A 14,692-nucleotide genomic window follows, 5' to 3' on the forward strand; every position below is an offset into this window, starting at 1 on the left:
CCAATCCCCGCTCCCGGAGGGACTTCCGTGCCGGCTGGAACGCTGTACCGCGGCCGGGAAGGAATGTGGTCCTGGGTGGCTCACCGAGTCACCGGCGTCCTCATCTTCTTCTTCCTGTTCGTTCACGTGCTGGACACCGCTCTCGTCCGTGTCTCCCCCGAGGACTACGACAAGGTCGTAGCCACGTACAAGACCCCGCTCGTCGCGTGCCTGGAGTACGGCCTGGTGGCCGCCATCCTCTTCCACGCGCTCAACGGCCTGCGCGTCATCGCCGTCGACTTCTGGTCGAAGGGCCCGCGCTACCAGAAGCAGATGCTCTGGTCCGTGGTCGGCCTGTGGGTCGTACTCATGATCGGGGCGATCTACCCCGTCCTCGGCCACGCCGCTCGTGAACTCTTCGGGAGCTGATACCGATGGCGACCACTGAAACCACCGCTTCCGGCATCGGCCCCGTGGAGGGCTCCTCCGGTTACGGCGTCGACAACCCGGCGCCGCTGATCGAGGCTCCGCGCAAGCGCACCAAGAAGACCCCCCGCTCGACCCGCGGCAACTTCGAGATGGCCGCGTGGCTCTTCATGCGGCTGTCCGGCATCGTGCTGGTCGTCCTGGTCATCGGGCACCTGCTGATCCAGCTCGTCCTGGACGGCGGCGTCTCCAAGATCGGCTTCGCGTTCGTCGCCGGCCGCTGGGCCTCCCCGTTCTGGCAGGTCTGGGACCTGCTGATGCTGTGGCTCGCGATGCTGCACGGCGCCAACGGTCTGCGCACGATCATCAACGACTACGCGGAGCGCGCCAACACCCGGCTGTGGCTCAAGGGCCTGCTCTACACGGCCACGGTGTTCACCATCCTGCTGGGCACGCTGGTGATCTTCACCTTCGACCCGAACATCCGCTAGGCACGGGGCTGCGAGAATCATGAAGATCCACAAGTACGACACCGTCATCGTCGGCGCCGGTGGCGCGGGCATGCGCGCGGCCATCGAGTCCACCAAGCGCAGCCGCACCGCGGTGCTGACCAAGCTGTACCCCACCCGCTCCCACACGGGCGCCGCACAGGGCGGCATGGCCGCCGCGCTGGCGAACGTGGAGGAGGACAACTGGGAGTGGCACACCTTCGACACGGTCAAGGGCGGTGACTACCTGGTCGACCAGGACGCCGCCGAGATCCTGGCGAAGGAGGCCATCGACTCGGTCCTCGACCTGGAGAAGATGGGCCTGCCGTTCAACCGCACCCCGAACGGCACGATCGACCAGCGCCGCTTCGGCGGTCACTCGCGCAACCACGGCGAGGCCCCGGTCCGCCGGTCCTGCTACGCGGCCGACCGCACCGGCCACATGATCCTCCAGACGCTGTACCAGAACTGCGTGAAGGAGGGCGTGGAGTTCTTCAACGAGTTCTACGTCCTGGACCAGCTGATCACCGAGGTCGACGGCGTCAAGAAGTCGGCCGGTGTCGTGGCGTACGAGCTGGCGACCGGTGAGATCCACGTCTTCCAGGCGAAGGCCGTGATCTACGCGTCCGGCGGATGCGGCAAGTTCTTCAAGGTGACGTCGAACGCGCACACGCTGACCGGTGACGGCCAGGCGGCGGTCTACCGCCGGGGTCTGCCGCTGGAGGACATGGAGTTCTTCCAGTTCCACCCGACCGGCATCTGGCGCATGGGCATCCTGCTGACGGAGGGCGCCCGTGGTGAGGGCGGCATCCTCCGCAACAAGGACGGCGAGCGCTTCATGGAGAAGTACGCGCCGGTCATGAAGGACCTCGCGTCCCGTGACGTCGTGTCCCGCTCCATCTACACGGAGATCCGTGAGGGCCGCGGCTGCGGACCCGAGGGCGACCACGTCTACCTCGACCTCACGCACCTCCCGCCGGAGCAGCTGGACGCGAAGCTCCCGGACATCACGGAGTTCGCGCGCACCTACCTCGGTATCGAGCCGTACACGGACCCGATCCCGATCCAGCCGACGGCCCACTACGCCATGGGCGGCATCCCGACCAACGTCGAGGGTGAGGTGCTGGCCGACAACACGACCGTGGTTCCCGGCCTGTACGCGGCCGGCGAGGTCGCCTGCGTGTCGGTCCACGGTGCGAACCGTCTGGGCACGAACTCGCTGCTGGACATCAACGTGTTCGGTCGCCGTGCCGGTATCGCGGCGGCGGAGTACAGCCAGAAGGCGGACTTCGTCGAGCTGCCGGAGGACCCGGCTTCGCTGGTCGTCGGGCAGGTCGAGGCGCTGCGCAACTCGACCGGCACCGAGCGCGTGGCGGTCCTGCGCCGCGAGCTGCAGGAGACCATGGACGCCAACGTCATGGTGTTCCGCACCGAGCAGACGATCAAGACGGCGGTCGAGAAGATCGCGGAGCTGCGCGAGCGCTACAAGAACGTGGCGATCCAGGACAAGGGCCGGCGGTTCAACACGGACCTGCTGGAGGCGATCGAGCTCGGCAACCTGCTGGACCTCGCCGAGGTCATGGCGGTCTCCGCGCTGGCCCGCAAGGAGTCCCGCGGCGGTCACTACCGCGAGGACTACCCGAACCGCGACGACGTCAACTTCATGCGCCACACCATGGCGTACCGCGAGGTGGGCGACGACGGCGCCGAGTCGATCCGTCTCGACTACAAGCCGGTCGTCCAGACCCGCTACCAGCCGATGGAGCGTAAGTACTGATGGCAACCCCTGTTCTGGACAAGAAGGACGCGGCCGGCGAGCCCGAGCCCGGTTTCGCCGACTCCCCGTACATCACGGTCACCATCCGGGTCCGCCGTTTCAACTCGGAGGTCTCGGCGGAAGCCACCTGGGAAGACTTCCAGCTGGAGATCGACCCGAAGGAGCGTGTCCTCGACGCCCTCCACAAGATCAAGTGGGACCTGGACGGCTCGCTGACGTTCCGCCGCTCGTGCGCCCACGGCATCTGCGGCTCGGACGCCATGCGGATCAACGGCAAGAACCGTCTGGCCTGCAAGACGCTGATCAAGGACATCAACCCGGAGAAGCCGATCACGGTCGAGCCCATCAAGGGCCTGACGGTCCTGAAGGACCTCGTGGTCGACATGGAGCCGTTCTTCCAGGCGTACCGCGACGTCATGCCCTTCCTCATCACGAAGGACACGAACGAGCCGACGCGTGAGCGCCTGCAGACGGCCGAGGACCGCGAGCGCTTCGACGACACCACGAAGTGCATCCTCTGCGCGGCCTGCACCTCCTCGTGCCCGGTCTTCTGGAACGACGGCCAGTACTTCGGCCCGGCCGCCATCGTCAACGCGCACCGCTTCATCTTCGACTCGCGTGACGAGGCGGGCGAGCAGCGCCTGGAGATCCTCAACGACCGCGACGGCGTGTGGCGCTGCCGCACGACCTTCAACTGCACGGACGCCTGCCCGCGCGGCATCGAGGTCACGAAGGCGATCCAGGAAGTGAAGCGAGCCCTGATCACTCGCCGCTTCTGATCTTCCCCACTCCACCTCAGGGCTCTGTTTCCGTCACTTCGGGAACGGGGCCCTCTGGCGTTTTTGGCGGGTTCGCGCCGATGCCGAAAGGCACATCCCGGCTTCACACTCCGATACGCGGGTCCACCAACGTCATCGGAGGGGCAGCTTGGAGGAGGACGAGGATCCAGGGCCAGGGGACTATCCCTGGAACAATCCCAAACCCCGGGGCTACGGACAGGCCGACGCCGTGGCTCTGTTCATCGCCGCCCCGCTGTTGACGGCGGCAGCTCTTTCCCTGGCCGGTGTGGTCGGTGGAGCGGACGACGAGTTCCGCTGGCCCGGCCCGATACTCCTGATCCTCGTCGTCGCAGCCCTGCTGCTCGTCGCGAGTATTCAGTTCAACTATCACGGGCGCCTGTACCTCTACTCCTTCGAAGATCTCGAGAACTGGCTGTCTCCGGCTTACGTGCAACGCGACAGGCATAACCTGCACGAGGAACAGAGGCGGGACCAGGAGAAATGGAAGAAGTTCAACACCCGGGCGGTGCGTTGCTTCAACAGTGGGACGCTTCTGCTGGGCGTGGGAATCGCCGCCGCCTTGGTTCCGCCCAAATGCAGCATGCAGTCCGAGTGGCGCTGGTCCGCAGCAGTCATTGTTCTGGTCTGCACTGTCATCGACGGTGTCTGGATCGTCTTTCTGCAACTGAAGGTGTCGCACAGACCCAGCCGTATCCTGCGCCGACTGGGAATCCGACAGGATTCCGAAGAGCCCTAGGCGCCATACAGATCGGAGTATTCGCATGCTGACCGAGACGGAACTCCCGGGCTTTCCCCCGTTGGATCCCCGCCCGCGTTGCCCGGGGTGCGAAAAGCTGCTGTTCGCCACCGAGGACGACTGGACCGACTACGGGCAGGGCGAACTGGAGGCATGGGAAGCATCACTCGCCTCGTACATCGTGCCGGAGGGCCAGGTTCCGGACTCACGCGGGAAACTCGGGAACCACAAGAACACATGCGTCTACTCCGATCTGCCCCCCATCGCCCTCAGGCACGGCACCACGGTCGCGAACCGGGTCCGGGCGGCGATACGGCAGACCAGGAGAGGTTCCGCCTAGAGGCCTCCGGCCGGCGCTCGGCCCGTCAGCGGGGTTCACGACCCATGTGCTCGGCGTCCGCGGAGCCGTCGGTGTGGTCCGCGCGCGGCAGTCCCGCACGATGGTCGTACCGGAGATCGGGCTTGCCGCGGCCGGCGAACAGGTCCGAGAGCTGGGTGAAGAGTTCTTCCTCGTCGTCCGGGTCGTCGGGCAATCGAAGGTGCAGGGCCTCCACCAGATCGAACCGATGCAGGTCGTACACCACGTGCATCAGCCCTGAGTACGTCTGGGCCGCCGTGATCGCGCCCTTGTAGGCGACGGCAGCCAACAGCAGACCGCATCCGCAGAGCCACCAAAGGCCCGGCTCGTCGTAGAAGGCCGCCGCCGAGATCACGGACAGGGCGAGAAAGCACCAGCAGAGGTTGGTCGCCGCGTCCAGCGCCTCCCGCGTCGAACGGAGTGCGTCGGCCATCCGGTCCGACACCTGCATGTAGATGCGGGGCCAGGAGGCCAGGGTCGACAGACCGTAACGCTCACCGGCCCTGATCTCCCCGGCACGCAACGCGTTGCCGAGGGCTGTCGGCAGCAGGACATGCGCGGGCGGTCGTGCGCTCAGCCGACGCGCTCGGTCGGCCCTCACACTCGTCGCCACCGCGCCGGAGGCGGGCGCTGCGGCGCTTTCCCGGAGTGCCTCCCACCGGCGTCGTTGCACCTCCGTCAGCACGCCGGCCAGTGCGGCTGTCACCGGCCACCGCCCCCAGTAGCCCTCGAGCACACGAACGGCACGCACCTGGAACGGCTGCAGCAACAGACCGAGCAGTGCCGCGCAGACCACGACCAGGAGGACCAAGCCGACGGTGGCCTCAGGCCGCTGGGGCCACACATTTCTCCAGTCGCTCCGGCCGGCGAAACTACCCGCCCGTGCCAGCGCGACCACCCCTGCGACGAACAGCGCGCACGGCGCGAAATGCACCGACAACACCCGTCGCACGAAGCTTCCTCCCCCTGCACGTCCCTGAGCGCTGTTCAGTATGAATCGCCGTGCGGGACGAAGCCGAGGGCGGGTCGCGGCACGATCAGGACACATGGACGGTCAACGCTGGTCAACTCCTCTGCGACAGGTGTGACTTGAGAGGTTTCCGGCGCAGACTGTCCCCATGGCCTTGCTGAAAAAAGTCGCCGCCACGCTATTCGCCGCGTCGGCCGCGCTGCTCGCTCTTCCTCCCGCCGCCACAGCGGCTTCCGCGTCCCACGGAACGCCGGCCCGGGAGAACTTCGACCGCCTGCCCTTCGGTCCGGTCAGCAAGGGGCACGGTTGGGTCGCGGACACGAGCAACGGGACGCTGAGCGTCGTGCCCGGTGCCACCGGGCACGGGCGGGAGCTGCGTATCCGTACCGAAGGCAACGGGCGGGCCTTTCTCGTGTTCGGCGGGCTCTCCGCTCCCGGCAACAGCTTCTGGGGGCGGGTGCGGCTGCGGGTCGGGGGGTTTCCCACCGCTCCGGACTGGGCCCACTGGACCATCGCCGAGGCCTCGGGGGCGGACTCGCCGACGCTGGTGCGGCCGCTCGGGGGGCAGTACGCGCCGACCGACCACGGCAACTTCTGGGGCGTCGGGTCCGATCTCGGGCCCACCGGGGACTGGACCTCCTGGAAGACCTCCTCGCCGGCCGTCGCCGGGAGGTGGCAGTGCGCCGAGTTCCATCTCGACGCCCGCGACAACCGCGTCACCGTGTATCTCGACGGCGTGGAGCGGTCCGACCTGACCGTGTCCACCAAGGAGCACGGGGGCACCGCGGAGGACTTCGTCTTCCCGGCCTTCGACAAGGTGAAGCTGGGCTGGCAGCTCTACCAGGCCGACCCGACCCCTTCGTCGTACGACATCCGCATGGACGACATCGCGCTCAGCACCCGGCGGGTGGGCGGGTGCGGAAACGGCGGCTGAGGATTTGGGATTGCGTCGCCGCGCGGGGCGTGATCCACTGCGGCGGTCATGAGTGGAGCGGCCCCTGGGGAGGGGCCGGGGGTCGGGGGAGGCAGCGGTGCGTACCGCTGAAGAAGAGATCGTGTCGTCGTGCCCGCAGTGCGGGTTGGAGATCCGTTCGGACAGACGGTTCACCACGTGGTGCGCGGCCTGTGACTGGAACGTGGATCCGCAGGGGCCCGGCGGGCCCGAGCGCGGGCTGGACGGGGTGCGCCGCCGGATCGCCCAGCGGTACGGCGGACAGCTGTTCGACGAGCTGAGCAGCGGGGGCGGGAGCGGGCCGAGCCGGCGTACGGCGTCCGGTCTGCTCGCCTACGCGATCGCGCTGGCCGTGCACGGCCTGACCCTCGTCCTGGCCGCGATCGGGCTGCTGGGCGTGATCCGCGGCTGGGGCGGGCTCGGTATGGCGTTCGGGCTGTTCCTGCTGGCGCTGGCCTGGTCGCTGCGGCCCCGGCTGAACCGGCTGTCCGACGACGACCGCGTCCTGCTGCGCGCGGACGCGCCCGAACTGTACGCGCTGGTCGACGAGGTCGCCGCCGCCATGGGCACCCGGAGCGTGGACGCCGTCGTGGTCGATGTCGACGCCAATGCCGGCGTGACCCATCTCGGGCTGCGGCGGCGGCTCCTGACGCTGGGGCTGCCGCTGTGGGAGGTGCTGAGCCCGCAGCAGCGGATCGCGCTCCTGGGGCACGAGCTCGGTCACTTCACGCACGGCGACACCCGGCACGGCATGGTCGTGGGCACCGCGTGCGGATCGCTGAACACCTGGCTCTACTACGTCCAGCCGACGCCCAACCCCAATGCCATCCAGGCCATCGCCAACCTGGCCTGCGTCCCGCTGCGCCTGCTCATCACGGGCGTCTTGGCGCTGCTCGAACTGCTGACCGCGCGAGCCTCCCAGCGCGGTGAGTACCTGGCCGACACGGCGGCGGCCCGCACCGGGTCCACCGAGGGCGCGGTCGGTCTCATGGACCGCCTCATGGTCACCGACTCGATCGTCACCACCCTGCACCGCGAGACCAACAACCGCCGGCTGCGCGGTGCGGGCGGCGGCGGGCAGCGGAACGGCGACGGCCTGTGGGAGGCGCTCGCCGCCCATCTGGACTCCGTCCCGGAGTCCGAGTTCGAGCGGCAGCGACGGGTCGGGGCGCTGCGCGGGCACAGCGTCGACGCCACCCACCCGCCCACCCATCTGCGCCGACGGCTCCTGCTGAGCGGTACGCCGGTGGCCGCCGCGGTGACGGCGGACGCCGACCGGACGGAGCGTATCGCCGGTGAACTGGCGGGCGTCCGCCAGACGCTGGCCCGGGAAGTGGTCAGGGACGGTTACGGGAACCTGTGACGATGATGCCCCTCTCCACGGTCACAGCTGACTGAGGATCGTCGGGTCCGTGATCTTCGTGTCGGCCGCCAGCATCATCGCCTTGCTGAGGATGACCGCGAGCATGCGGTCGCCCTCGTAGGGCAGGTAACCGGTCTGCGGGGCGGCCGGGTTGGACTTCGGGACGATGCAGAGGTACTGGTCGTTCGGGGTGCGGAGGATGTTGCCCGAGCCCAGGTGGATCTTGTAGGTGTGGCGGTCGCCCTTGACGTGGAGGAAGCGGCCCTCCAGGGTGCAGCGGTCGGCTATCGCGAGCCTCGGGATCAGCCGGTCCAGGAGGAGCCGGCGGGTCTCGGCGCTCTGGTTGAGCTCTCCGAAGCCGTACGACGTCCAGTACTCGTGGAAGCGGCCGCCGGGGCCGCCGTCCTGCCAGGTCGGGTCGTTGCCGACGCTGGCCACGCCGACGAACAGGTCGACGTCGCGCAGGACTTCGGACAGGACCAGGGGCGGAATGTCCGTCAGGGGCAGCGGGTCCACCGGGGCGGCGCCGTCGCGCAGCCACATGCGGTACTCGCCGCCCGCGCAGTGCGCCGAGTTCTCCGGGGCGTCGATCGGGTAGAAGCGGACCTGGTCGGTGCGCAGGCGCAGGTAGGTGCCGGAGTCGGTGATGTCCGTGTGGTCCGCGCCGCCGTCGCCCTCGATCCAGTACTCGGCTCGCAGACCCCACCTGGGGAGGTCGCGGGAGGCCGGTGGCGCCTCGTCGTCGACGGCCAGCCGGAGCTTGTTGCGCCAGCCCCGCACCGCCGCCAGGGAGTGGAACTGGTGCTGGCGCAGGACGTGGGCGGCGAAGCGGTTGGAGTAGGTGCCGGTGGCGCGTTCGGCGTCCGTCAGCAGGTAGACCTCGCGGTGGGCCTGCTTGAAGGGCTGGGTGATGCCGTGGCGCTCCAGCCAGTCGCGCCAGGCGACGATCTCGGCGGGGGCGTGGTCCACCGGGTGCCAGAGGCGGACTTCGGTGCCTTCGGTGACGGGGACGTCCGCGAGGGTGCGCAGGGCGCCCGCGGCGTGGCCGACGGTCGTGCCGTCGACGGTCCACAGGAGGCGGCGGGCGAGGGTGCCGATCAGGGGGTGGTCGAGGTAGCGCTCGCGCCAGGTGGCGTAGGAGCAGGTGCGGTCCGCGAGGAACTGGCGGTCGAGGCGCTCGCTCTGGGCCGAGAGCATCCTGTCGATGTCCTTGGCGGCCGCCTTGAGCTCCTTCACCTCCTCCGGATGGTCCCGCCGGACGGCCGCGGGCACGCTCTTGACCGGCTTGCCGCTCGCGTTGCGCCAGGTCAACACGGCCTTGGAGCCTTGGACTTCGAGGACGGCGGTGACCTCCCCGAGCCGGTGCTCCGCGCGTCCGACCTCGGTCAGGCCGTAGGCGGGGACGGCCAGTTCCTCGATCTCCTCGCGGCTGAGGCCGAGGGCCTCGGCGCGGGCCTCCAGGGCCGCGTCGAGCAGCTTCAGGGTGTTCTTGTACGTCACCCGGGTGGCCAGGCGGGCGAGTTCGGCGAGGGCGGCCTCGCTGTCGATGCGGGCCAGTGCGTTGACCCCGGCGTTGGCGACCTTCGGGTTGCGGGGGCCGAGTCCGGCGACCTTCTTGAGGGAGGTCTGGACGAGGGCGCCGAGGGCGCGGGCGGTGTCGGGGTGGGGCGGGAGCAGGGACAGCAGCCAGGCCAGGCCCCGCAGGGCGTTGGCGTTGTAGGGGTCGTAGGCGCTGTTGACGTCCGGTTCGTACGGCCCGCGCTCCAGCTCGAAGGTGCGGGGGCGGCCGGCGAGGGCGAGCCAGGCGAGGACGGTCTCGCGGACGCGGTCGGGGCCGAGCGCGGCGGTGAGGGCGGTGGCCCGCTCGTCCCATTTGGGGGTGGGCCTGGCGGCAGTGGCCGTGGCGGCGTGCGCCAGCAGGGCCTGCCAGTCGGAGTCGTCGGCCGCGTCCCGCAGGGCCTGGTCGGCCCATGCCTCACCGACGTTGAGGGGTGGCTCGGTCAGCTTCTTCACCGTCCGGTGCAGGTCCTCGTTCAGGTAGGCCTGCAGGACCGAGCGGCGGACGGTGGCGACGACGGCGGGCGCGATGGGGCGGCCCGCGGCCAGCTCGGCCTCGATGAGGTTCTCGTAGCGGGCGCCGTACCAGAAGGAGTGCTGGCGGGAGATCTCGTCGAGCAGGGCGAGGCGCTCCGCGGCGAGGCGGTCGTGGGGCGGCAGGTCGCGGGAGACGATGCCCAGCAGGATCAGGGCGTTCTCCCGGGCGATCGGGCCCGCCTGGTCCGAGTGGTAGTGGGTCACGAGGCCGTCGGCGACCCCTGACCGCGCCTGCGCCGGCAGTCTGTGCACGCGGTCCAGTACGCCGTCCCACAGGCCGGTCCAGTTGCCGTTGTTGGTGACCGCTGCCCTGAGCAGGTCGCCGGCGAGGGCCTCCCAGTCGTCCTCCGCGATCCGGCGGCCGATCAGTTCCTTGCACTTCTGGATCTCGCCCATGGTCAGCCACCCACCAGCGGGACGAGCTTCAGGAAGGTGACCTCGGTGCCGAGGACGAGGTCGATCTCCTCGTCGAGCTCGGTGACCTGGCGGTCGCCGACCAGCACGAGGAAGCCGTTGCCGGCGAAGGCCTTGAGGGCGAGCTCGGTCTGGGTCTCGGGGTCTATGCGGCGGGGGGTGCGCAACGCGTAGCCGTTCAGGACGCGTTCGGCGTCCTCGGGCTGGACCAGGCCCTGGAAGACCTCGGGCGTACGCGCGTTGTACTCGGCGACCTCCTGGAAGACCCGGCGCCGGATCAACTCCCGCACGGCGAGCCGCTCCTCGGCGATCTCCAGCCCCCAGCCGTCACTGCGGCTCCCGCTTGTCGTCTCGTCGACGAACATCACGATTCCCATGCCGAGACAGTACGAGGCACCACTGACAACGGCCCCGAGCCTGTGCGCGGACGGTCCCCCGGCCCTGTGAACGGACGGGTCGCGGGGCCGCTAGACGAGGTTGCGGACCACCGTCCACGTCACCGCGAGCGCGAGGACCAGCACCTGCGCCCGGGGGCTCAGCGTGGGGCGCCAGCGGCGGCCGTGCAGGCCCTCCCACGCCCAACGGCCCAGCAGGTAGAGGGCGTACGGGGAGGCGAGCAGCAGGGCCCGGTTGTCCAGCCAGGCCTCGGTGAAGTGGCCGTGCATCAGGTCGTACACCATGCGGGTGCCGCCGCAGGCCGGGCAGAGCAGGCCGGTGAGCAGGCGGAACGGGCACTGCGGCAGGAGGTGGCCGGGCTCGTGCGGGTCGGTGCGGTACAGGTACGCCGCGCCGGCGGCTCCCGCGGCGAGCACGGCCGAGGGTGCCGCCGCGGGGTGGCGCAGCGGGGAGCGTCGTACGGGCGCCGGGGGCCCGGTCCCGGCGCCCTCCGTCCTAGCTGCGGAGGATCCGGCCGTGTTCATCGGTGTGGTCGTTCCCGGTGAGCAGGAGGATGCCGTCGACCAGCGACCAGACGCCGAGCCCACCGCAGGTGAAGAGCTGCGCGAGCCCCATGCCGACGTTGCCCAGGTAGAAGCGGCCGACGCCGAAACCGCCGAGGGTGAGCTGGAGGATGCCCGCGATGATCTTCGACTTGTCGGAGTACGGGCGCCCGTAGGGGTCGTAGCCGTAGGGGGCGTTGGGGTCGCCCGTGTAGGTCCCCGGGGGCGGGTAGTAGCCCGGCGGCGGGAACCCGGGGGGCGGGTAGCCGGGGGGCGGGTAGCCCTGCTGCTGGTAACCCTCTTGCTGGTAACCCTCTTGCTGGTAGCCCGGCTGGGGACCGGGCGGCGGGCCCTGTGGGGGGCCTTGCTGCTGATGGCCCTGGTGCGGGTAGCCCTGCGGGGGCTCCTGCTTGGGGTCCTGCTGCTCGTGACCCTGCTGTTCGCTCAAGGGGGACTGCTCCTGGGGACCGAAGCGGGAGGACCCGCGAAAAGACGACAATGCGCCCGGTCATCATGCCCGACGGACACCGCGTCACAGAAGCCCGTTCCGTGACTCCCGGCTTAATCTGACGACATGTCAGATGACCAGTCGTACGAACTGCTCGGTTTCGACAACGTGCTGCTGCCCGTCGGGGACCTCGGGGAGGCCGTCTCCTTCTACGAACGGGCCGGATTCACGGTCGGCTTCCGGCTCGACGAGGCCGGGATCGCGCTGCTGAAGGTCGGCGGCGAGACGCCCGGGATCCTGCTCCGCCAGGAGGAGGCGCTCGGGCACCGGCCACCGCCGTGGCCCGCCACACGCGTATGGCTGGAGGTTCAGGACGCCAGGGCCGCCGCCCGGGAACTGCGCTCGGCCGGCGTCGAACCGCTCGACGACGTCTTCTCCGTGGCCACCGGCTGGACGGTCGAGATCGCCGACCCCTGGGGCAACGTCCTCGGGTTCACCGACTACACCAAGCGCCCGGAGCTCGCCCGGCGGACCTGAGGCGAGTCGGGCCCAAGAGCCCGGGGCACACCGACGCTCGACGTGACGCAGGCCTCTCCGCAAGCAAGTTGAACATGTTCAAAAGCAGGTCTACAGTCTCTCCTGTCAGCGTTTTGAACGCGTTCAAGAAGGGGGAGGCGCATGGACCGCACGGTCGTCGCCTACGTCATCTACCTCATCGTCAGCATCGCCCTGACCGTCTGGGTGGCCCGCACACTCAGCCGTAACGGACGGGTCTTCCTCGCCGACGTGCTGCGCGGCAACGAGAAGCTCGCCGACGCCGTCAACCACCTCCTGGTGGTCGGCTTCTACCTCGTGAACCTCGGATTCGTCGCGCTGTACCTCAGCGGCGACGGGACCATAGAGGACACCCGCGGCATCTTCGAGGCCCTGTCCACCAAGCTGGGCGTCGTCCTGCTGGTGCTCGGCGTGATGCACCTGGCCAATGTGTACGTCCTCAACCGGATCCGCAGGCGGGGCGCCATGGAGCGGGAGCAGGTACCGCCGGTCGCGCCCCAGGACTGGGCCCGGGCGTGAACCGCGGCACCACGGCGGACCGCACCCCGGTCCGCCGGCTCACGGTCCTGTACGACGCCCAGTGCTCGCTCTGCGCCCACCTGCGCGACTGGCTCGTACGGCAAGCGCAGCTGGTGCCGCTGGAGCTGGTCCCGGCGGGGTCCGAGGAGGCCCGGCGGCGGTTTCCCGGGCTCGACCACGGCGCCACCCTGGAGGAGATCACCGTCGTCGGCGACGCGGGCCAGGTCTACCGCGGCACCGCCGCCTGGATCGTGACCCTGTGGGCGCTGCGCGAGCAGCGGCCGCTGGCCCACCGGCTCAGCACCCCCTCCGGGGCCCGCCTCGCGAGGGGCGCGGTGCTCGCCGCCGCCAAGTGGCGCGGCGCGCAGTGGCAGGGGGGCCAGTGGGGCGGCAAGGTGTACCGCCGCTCGGACGGCTGGTCGTACGACCCCGGCCGGGGCTGGGTCCACACCCCGCCGGGCTGTGACGGCGCCGGCTGCACCACTGGTTAGGCTCTCTTGTCGTGCCTGCGAACAACGACGGCCCCCACGAGGGCGCTCCCCCCGGTGCTTCGAGCAAGTCCGAGCAGACTCGCGCGCTGATCCTGGAGACGGCCATGCGGCTGTTCCAGGAGCGCGGGTACGACAAGACGACCATGCGGGCCATCGCCCAGGAGGCCGGGGTCTCCGTGGGCAACGCGTACTACTACTTCGCGGGCAAGGAGCACCTGATCCAGGGCTTCTACGACCGGATCGCCGCCGAGCACCAGGTGGCGGTCCGGGAGGTGCTGGCCCGGGAGAGCGACCTGGAGGCGCGGCTCGCGGGGGTGCTGAAGGTCTGGCTGGACATCGCGCAGCCGTACCACGAGTTCGCGGTGCAGTTCTTCAAGAACGCCGCCGATCCCGACAGCCCGCTCAGCCCCTTCTCGCCCGAGTCCGAGCACGCGCGCGTGGAGGCCATCTCGGTGCACCGGGAGGTGCTGCGGGGCGCGACGAAGACCAAGGTGCCCGAGGAACTCCGGGACGTCCTGCCCGAGTTGCTGTGGCTCTCCCAGATGGGCCTCGTCCTGTACTGGATCTTCGACCGCACCGAGGGCCGCGAGCGCAGCTACCGGCTCGCGGAGCGCGGCGCCCGGCTCACCGCGCGAGGCGTGTCACTGGCCCGTTTCCGGGTGCTGCGGCCGCTCGTACGGGAGGTGCACGAGCTGTTCACGGACTTCCTGCCGGGGATGACGAAGGTGATGCCGAACCCCGGCGGGAAGCCGTAGCCACGTCGATCGACGACGCCGGGCTTCTCCTGGAGTGGGGTGCCGGGGAGGGGGCCGGGTGGGTAGGGGGAGGGGCGGGGGTGTACGGCCGTATCGCTGGTGTCAGTTGGCCAGGATCAGGGCCCAGACGGTCTTGCCGTGCCTGCCGCGGGTCCAGACGCCCCAGGCGGCGGCGATGTTCTCGACGAGGTGCAGGCCGCGGCCGGTCTCCTCGAACTCGCCGACGACCCGCAGGCGGGGTTCGAGGCGGCCCTCGTCGGAGACCTCTATCAGGCAGGAGCCGTCGGCCAGGGCGGTCACCGCGACCTCGAACTCCCGCTCCAGGAGCGGCCCGTGGCGCACCACGTTGGTGGCCAGTTCCGAGACCAGCAGTACGGCGTCGGCCAGCGCCGGATCGTCCGGTCCGTGCCCCCAGTCGGCCAGATGGTCACGGACCCGGCGCCGGGCGAGACCGACGGAAGCCGGATGCCGGGGCAGCCGGAAGGAGTTGCGTCTCAACACGTTTGCTCCTCACCCCACGCACACCTCCGTCACATGGTGCTGCGTCGAGTGGCTGCCCGGCGTCACTCGGGCGAATGCCGGTTCCATGGAAATGCGTCACGCACGGCACCGGATGCGGCGCGATCCCG

Annotated in this window: 18 protein-coding genes; 12 read left to right on the forward strand and 6 right to left on the reverse strand. The window is 69.8% G+C overall.

Translation table 11 applies throughout. From position 1 onward, the window contains the following. Window positions 1-27: 27 nt before the first annotated feature. The 6 genes from sdhC to OHN19_RS16075 all read left to right on the forward strand — a co-directional run bounded on the left by sdhC (window position 28) and on the right by OHN19_RS16075 (window position 4,546). Window positions 28-408 (forward strand): succinate dehydrogenase, cytochrome b556 subunit, encoded by a 381-nt coding sequence (gene sdhC / locus OHN19_RS16050; protein ID WP_007384241.1) that lies wholly within the window; start codon window positions 28-30, stop codon window positions 406-408. Between the two features lie 5 nt (window positions 409-413). Next, window positions 414-896, forward strand: coding sequence for a succinate dehydrogenase hydrophobic membrane anchor subunit (locus OHN19_RS16055; protein ID WP_062023650.1), 483 nt, complete (start codon window positions 414-416; stop codon window positions 894-896). 19 nt (window positions 897-915) lie between these two features. Beyond that, window positions 916-2,670 (forward strand): succinate dehydrogenase flavoprotein subunit, encoded by a 1,755-nt coding sequence (gene sdhA, locus OHN19_RS16060; protein ID WP_030316956.1) that lies wholly within the window; start codon window positions 916-918, stop codon window positions 2,668-2,670. Further along, window positions 2,670-3,449: a succinate dehydrogenase iron-sulfur subunit gene (locus OHN19_RS16065; RefSeq protein ID WP_123762660.1), complete on the forward strand. Its 780-nt coding sequence runs from the start codon at window positions 2,670-2,672 to the stop codon at window positions 3,447-3,449. Before sdhA ends, OHN19_RS16065 begins: the two co-directional genes overlap by 1 nt. Window positions 3,450-3,597: 148 nt before the next feature. Beyond that, window positions 3,598-4,206, forward strand: coding sequence for a hypothetical protein (locus OHN19_RS16070; protein WP_330264852.1), 609 nt, complete (start codon window positions 3,598-3,600; stop codon window positions 4,204-4,206). A gap of 25 nt (window positions 4,207-4,231) precedes the next feature. After that, window positions 4,232-4,546 (forward strand): hypothetical protein, encoded by a 315-nt coding sequence (locus OHN19_RS16075; protein WP_330264853.1) that lies wholly within the window; start codon window positions 4,232-4,234, stop codon window positions 4,544-4,546. A 25-nt stretch (window positions 4,547-4,571) separates the two neighbouring features. Here the strand turns inward: OHN19_RS16075 and OHN19_RS16080 are convergent, their stop codons facing one another. Continuing rightward, the gene (locus tag OHN19_RS16080) at window positions 4,572-5,516 is read right to left on the reverse strand and encodes a hypothetical protein (RefSeq protein WP_330264854.1); all 945 of its coding nucleotides are present in this window, start codon (window positions 5,514-5,516) and stop codon (window positions 4,572-4,574) included. A 166-nt stretch (window positions 5,517-5,682) separates the two neighbouring features. Between OHN19_RS16080 and OHN19_RS16085 the strand changes: the two genes are divergently transcribed. Both OHN19_RS16085 and OHN19_RS16090 read left to right on the forward strand, forming a co-directional pair. Continuing rightward, entirely contained in the window at window positions 5,683-6,468 is a 786-nt protein-coding gene (locus tag OHN19_RS16085) for a hypothetical protein (RefSeq protein WP_330264855.1), read from the forward strand. Between the two features lie 97 nt (window positions 6,469-6,565). Next, the gene (locus tag OHN19_RS16090) at window positions 6,566-7,849 is read left to right on the forward strand and encodes a M48 family metallopeptidase (protein WP_330264856.1); all 1,284 of its coding nucleotides are present in this window, start codon (window positions 6,566-6,568) and stop codon (window positions 7,847-7,849) included. Window positions 7,850-7,870: 21 nt separating this feature from the next. Here OHN19_RS16090 and OHN19_RS16095 read toward each other — a convergent pair whose 3' ends face one another. The 4 genes from OHN19_RS16095 to OHN19_RS16110 form a co-directional block, all read right to left on the reverse strand. Then, window positions 7,871-10,339 carry a DUF4132 domain-containing protein gene (locus OHN19_RS16095; RefSeq protein ID WP_330264857.1) on the reverse strand — a complete coding sequence of 823 codons (2,469 nt, stop codon included), beginning with the start codon at window positions 10,337-10,339 and terminating at the stop codon, window positions 7,871-7,873. 2 nt (window positions 10,340-10,341) lie between these two features. Further along, window positions 10,342-10,734 (reverse strand): hypothetical protein, encoded by a 393-nt coding sequence (locus tag OHN19_RS16100; protein ID WP_330264858.1) that lies wholly within the window; start codon window positions 10,732-10,734, stop codon window positions 10,342-10,344. Between the two features lie 90 nt (window positions 10,735-10,824). Next, a complete protein-coding gene (locus tag OHN19_RS16105) occupies window positions 10,825-11,277 on the reverse strand; it encodes a DUF2752 domain-containing protein (RefSeq protein ID WP_330264859.1) in 453 nt (150 codons plus the stop codon). Continuing rightward, complete coding sequence (locus OHN19_RS16110) at window positions 11,249-11,743, reverse strand: TM2 domain-containing protein (protein ID WP_330264860.1); 495 nt, start codon at window positions 11,741-11,743, stop codon at window positions 11,249-11,251. The genes OHN19_RS16105 and OHN19_RS16110 overlap by 29 nt, the downstream gene beginning before the upstream one ends. 126 nt (window positions 11,744-11,869) lie before the next feature. Between OHN19_RS16110 and OHN19_RS16115 the strand changes: the two genes are divergently transcribed. The 4 genes from OHN19_RS16115 (at window position 11,870) to OHN19_RS16130 (ending at window position 14,063) form a co-directional block, all read left to right on the forward strand. Continuing rightward, complete coding sequence (locus tag OHN19_RS16115; RefSeq protein ID WP_330264861.1) at window positions 11,870-12,280, forward strand: VOC family protein; 411 nt, start codon at window positions 11,870-11,872, stop codon at window positions 12,278-12,280. A 141-nt stretch (window positions 12,281-12,421) separates the two neighbouring features. Next, on the forward strand, window positions 12,422-12,817 hold the full coding sequence (locus OHN19_RS16120) for a hypothetical protein (RefSeq protein WP_330264862.1): 396 nt from the start codon (window positions 12,422-12,424) through the stop codon (window positions 12,815-12,817). Then, the gene (locus OHN19_RS16125) at window positions 12,814-13,308 is read left to right on the forward strand and encodes a thiol-disulfide oxidoreductase DCC family protein (protein ID WP_330264863.1); all 495 of its coding nucleotides are present in this window, start codon (window positions 12,814-12,816) and stop codon (window positions 13,306-13,308) included. Before OHN19_RS16120 ends, OHN19_RS16125 begins: the two co-directional genes overlap by 4 nt. Before the next feature lie 11 nt (window positions 13,309-13,319). After that, on the forward strand, window positions 13,320-14,063 hold the full coding sequence (locus OHN19_RS16130; RefSeq protein WP_123762649.1) for a TetR family transcriptional regulator: 744 nt from the start codon (window positions 13,320-13,322) through the stop codon (window positions 14,061-14,063). A 102-nt stretch (window positions 14,064-14,165) separates the two neighbouring features. Here OHN19_RS16130 and OHN19_RS16135 read toward each other — a convergent pair whose 3' ends face one another. Further along, on the reverse strand, window positions 14,166-14,564 hold the full coding sequence (locus OHN19_RS16135; RefSeq protein ID WP_330264864.1) for an ATP-binding protein: 399 nt from the start codon (window positions 14,562-14,564) through the stop codon (window positions 14,166-14,168). Window positions 14,565-14,692 lie beyond the last annotated feature (128 nt).

This window comes from Streptomyces griseorubiginosus (assembly GCF_036345115.1).
Taxonomy (GTDB): Bacteria; Actinomycetota; Actinomycetes; order Streptomycetales; family Streptomycetaceae; genus Streptomyces; species Streptomyces griseorubiginosus_C.

Excerpts from the sequence above, each read along its gene's own strand:
- OHN19_RS16095 (WP_330264857.1), bottom strand. The coding sequence starts at position 10,339 with ATGGGCGAGATCCAGAAGTGCAAGGAACTGATCGGCCGCCGGATCGCG.
- OHN19_RS16085 (WP_330264855.1), top strand. The coding sequence starts at position 5,683 with ATGGCCTTGCTGAAAAAAGTCGCCGCCACGCTATTCGCCGCGTCGGCC.
- OHN19_RS16055 (WP_062023650.1), top strand. The coding sequence starts at position 414 with ATGGCGACCACTGAAACCACCGCTTCCGGCATCGGCCCCGTGGAGGGC.
- sdhA (WP_030316956.1), top strand. The coding sequence starts at position 916 with ATGAAGATCCACAAGTACGACACCGTCATCGTCGGCGCCGGTGGCGCG.
- OHN19_RS16100 (WP_330264858.1), bottom strand. The coding sequence starts at position 10,734 with ATGGGAATCGTGATGTTCGTCGACGAGACGACAAGCGGGAGCCGCAGT.
- OHN19_RS16115 (WP_330264861.1), top strand. The coding sequence starts at position 11,870 with ATGTCAGATGACCAGTCGTACGAACTGCTCGGTTTCGACAACGTGCTG.
- OHN19_RS16075 (WP_330264853.1), top strand. The coding sequence starts at position 4,232 with ATGCTGACCGAGACGGAACTCCCGGGCTTTCCCCCGTTGGATCCCCGC.
- OHN19_RS16120 (WP_330264862.1), top strand. The coding sequence starts at position 12,422 with ATGGACCGCACGGTCGTCGCCTACGTCATCTACCTCATCGTCAGCATC.
- OHN19_RS16105 (WP_330264859.1), bottom strand. The coding sequence starts at position 11,277 with ATGAACACGGCCGGATCCTCCGCAGCTAGGACGGAGGGCGCCGGGACC.
- OHN19_RS16065 (WP_123762660.1), top strand. The coding sequence starts at position 2,670 with ATGGCAACCCCTGTTCTGGACAAGAAGGACGCGGCCGGCGAGCCCGAG.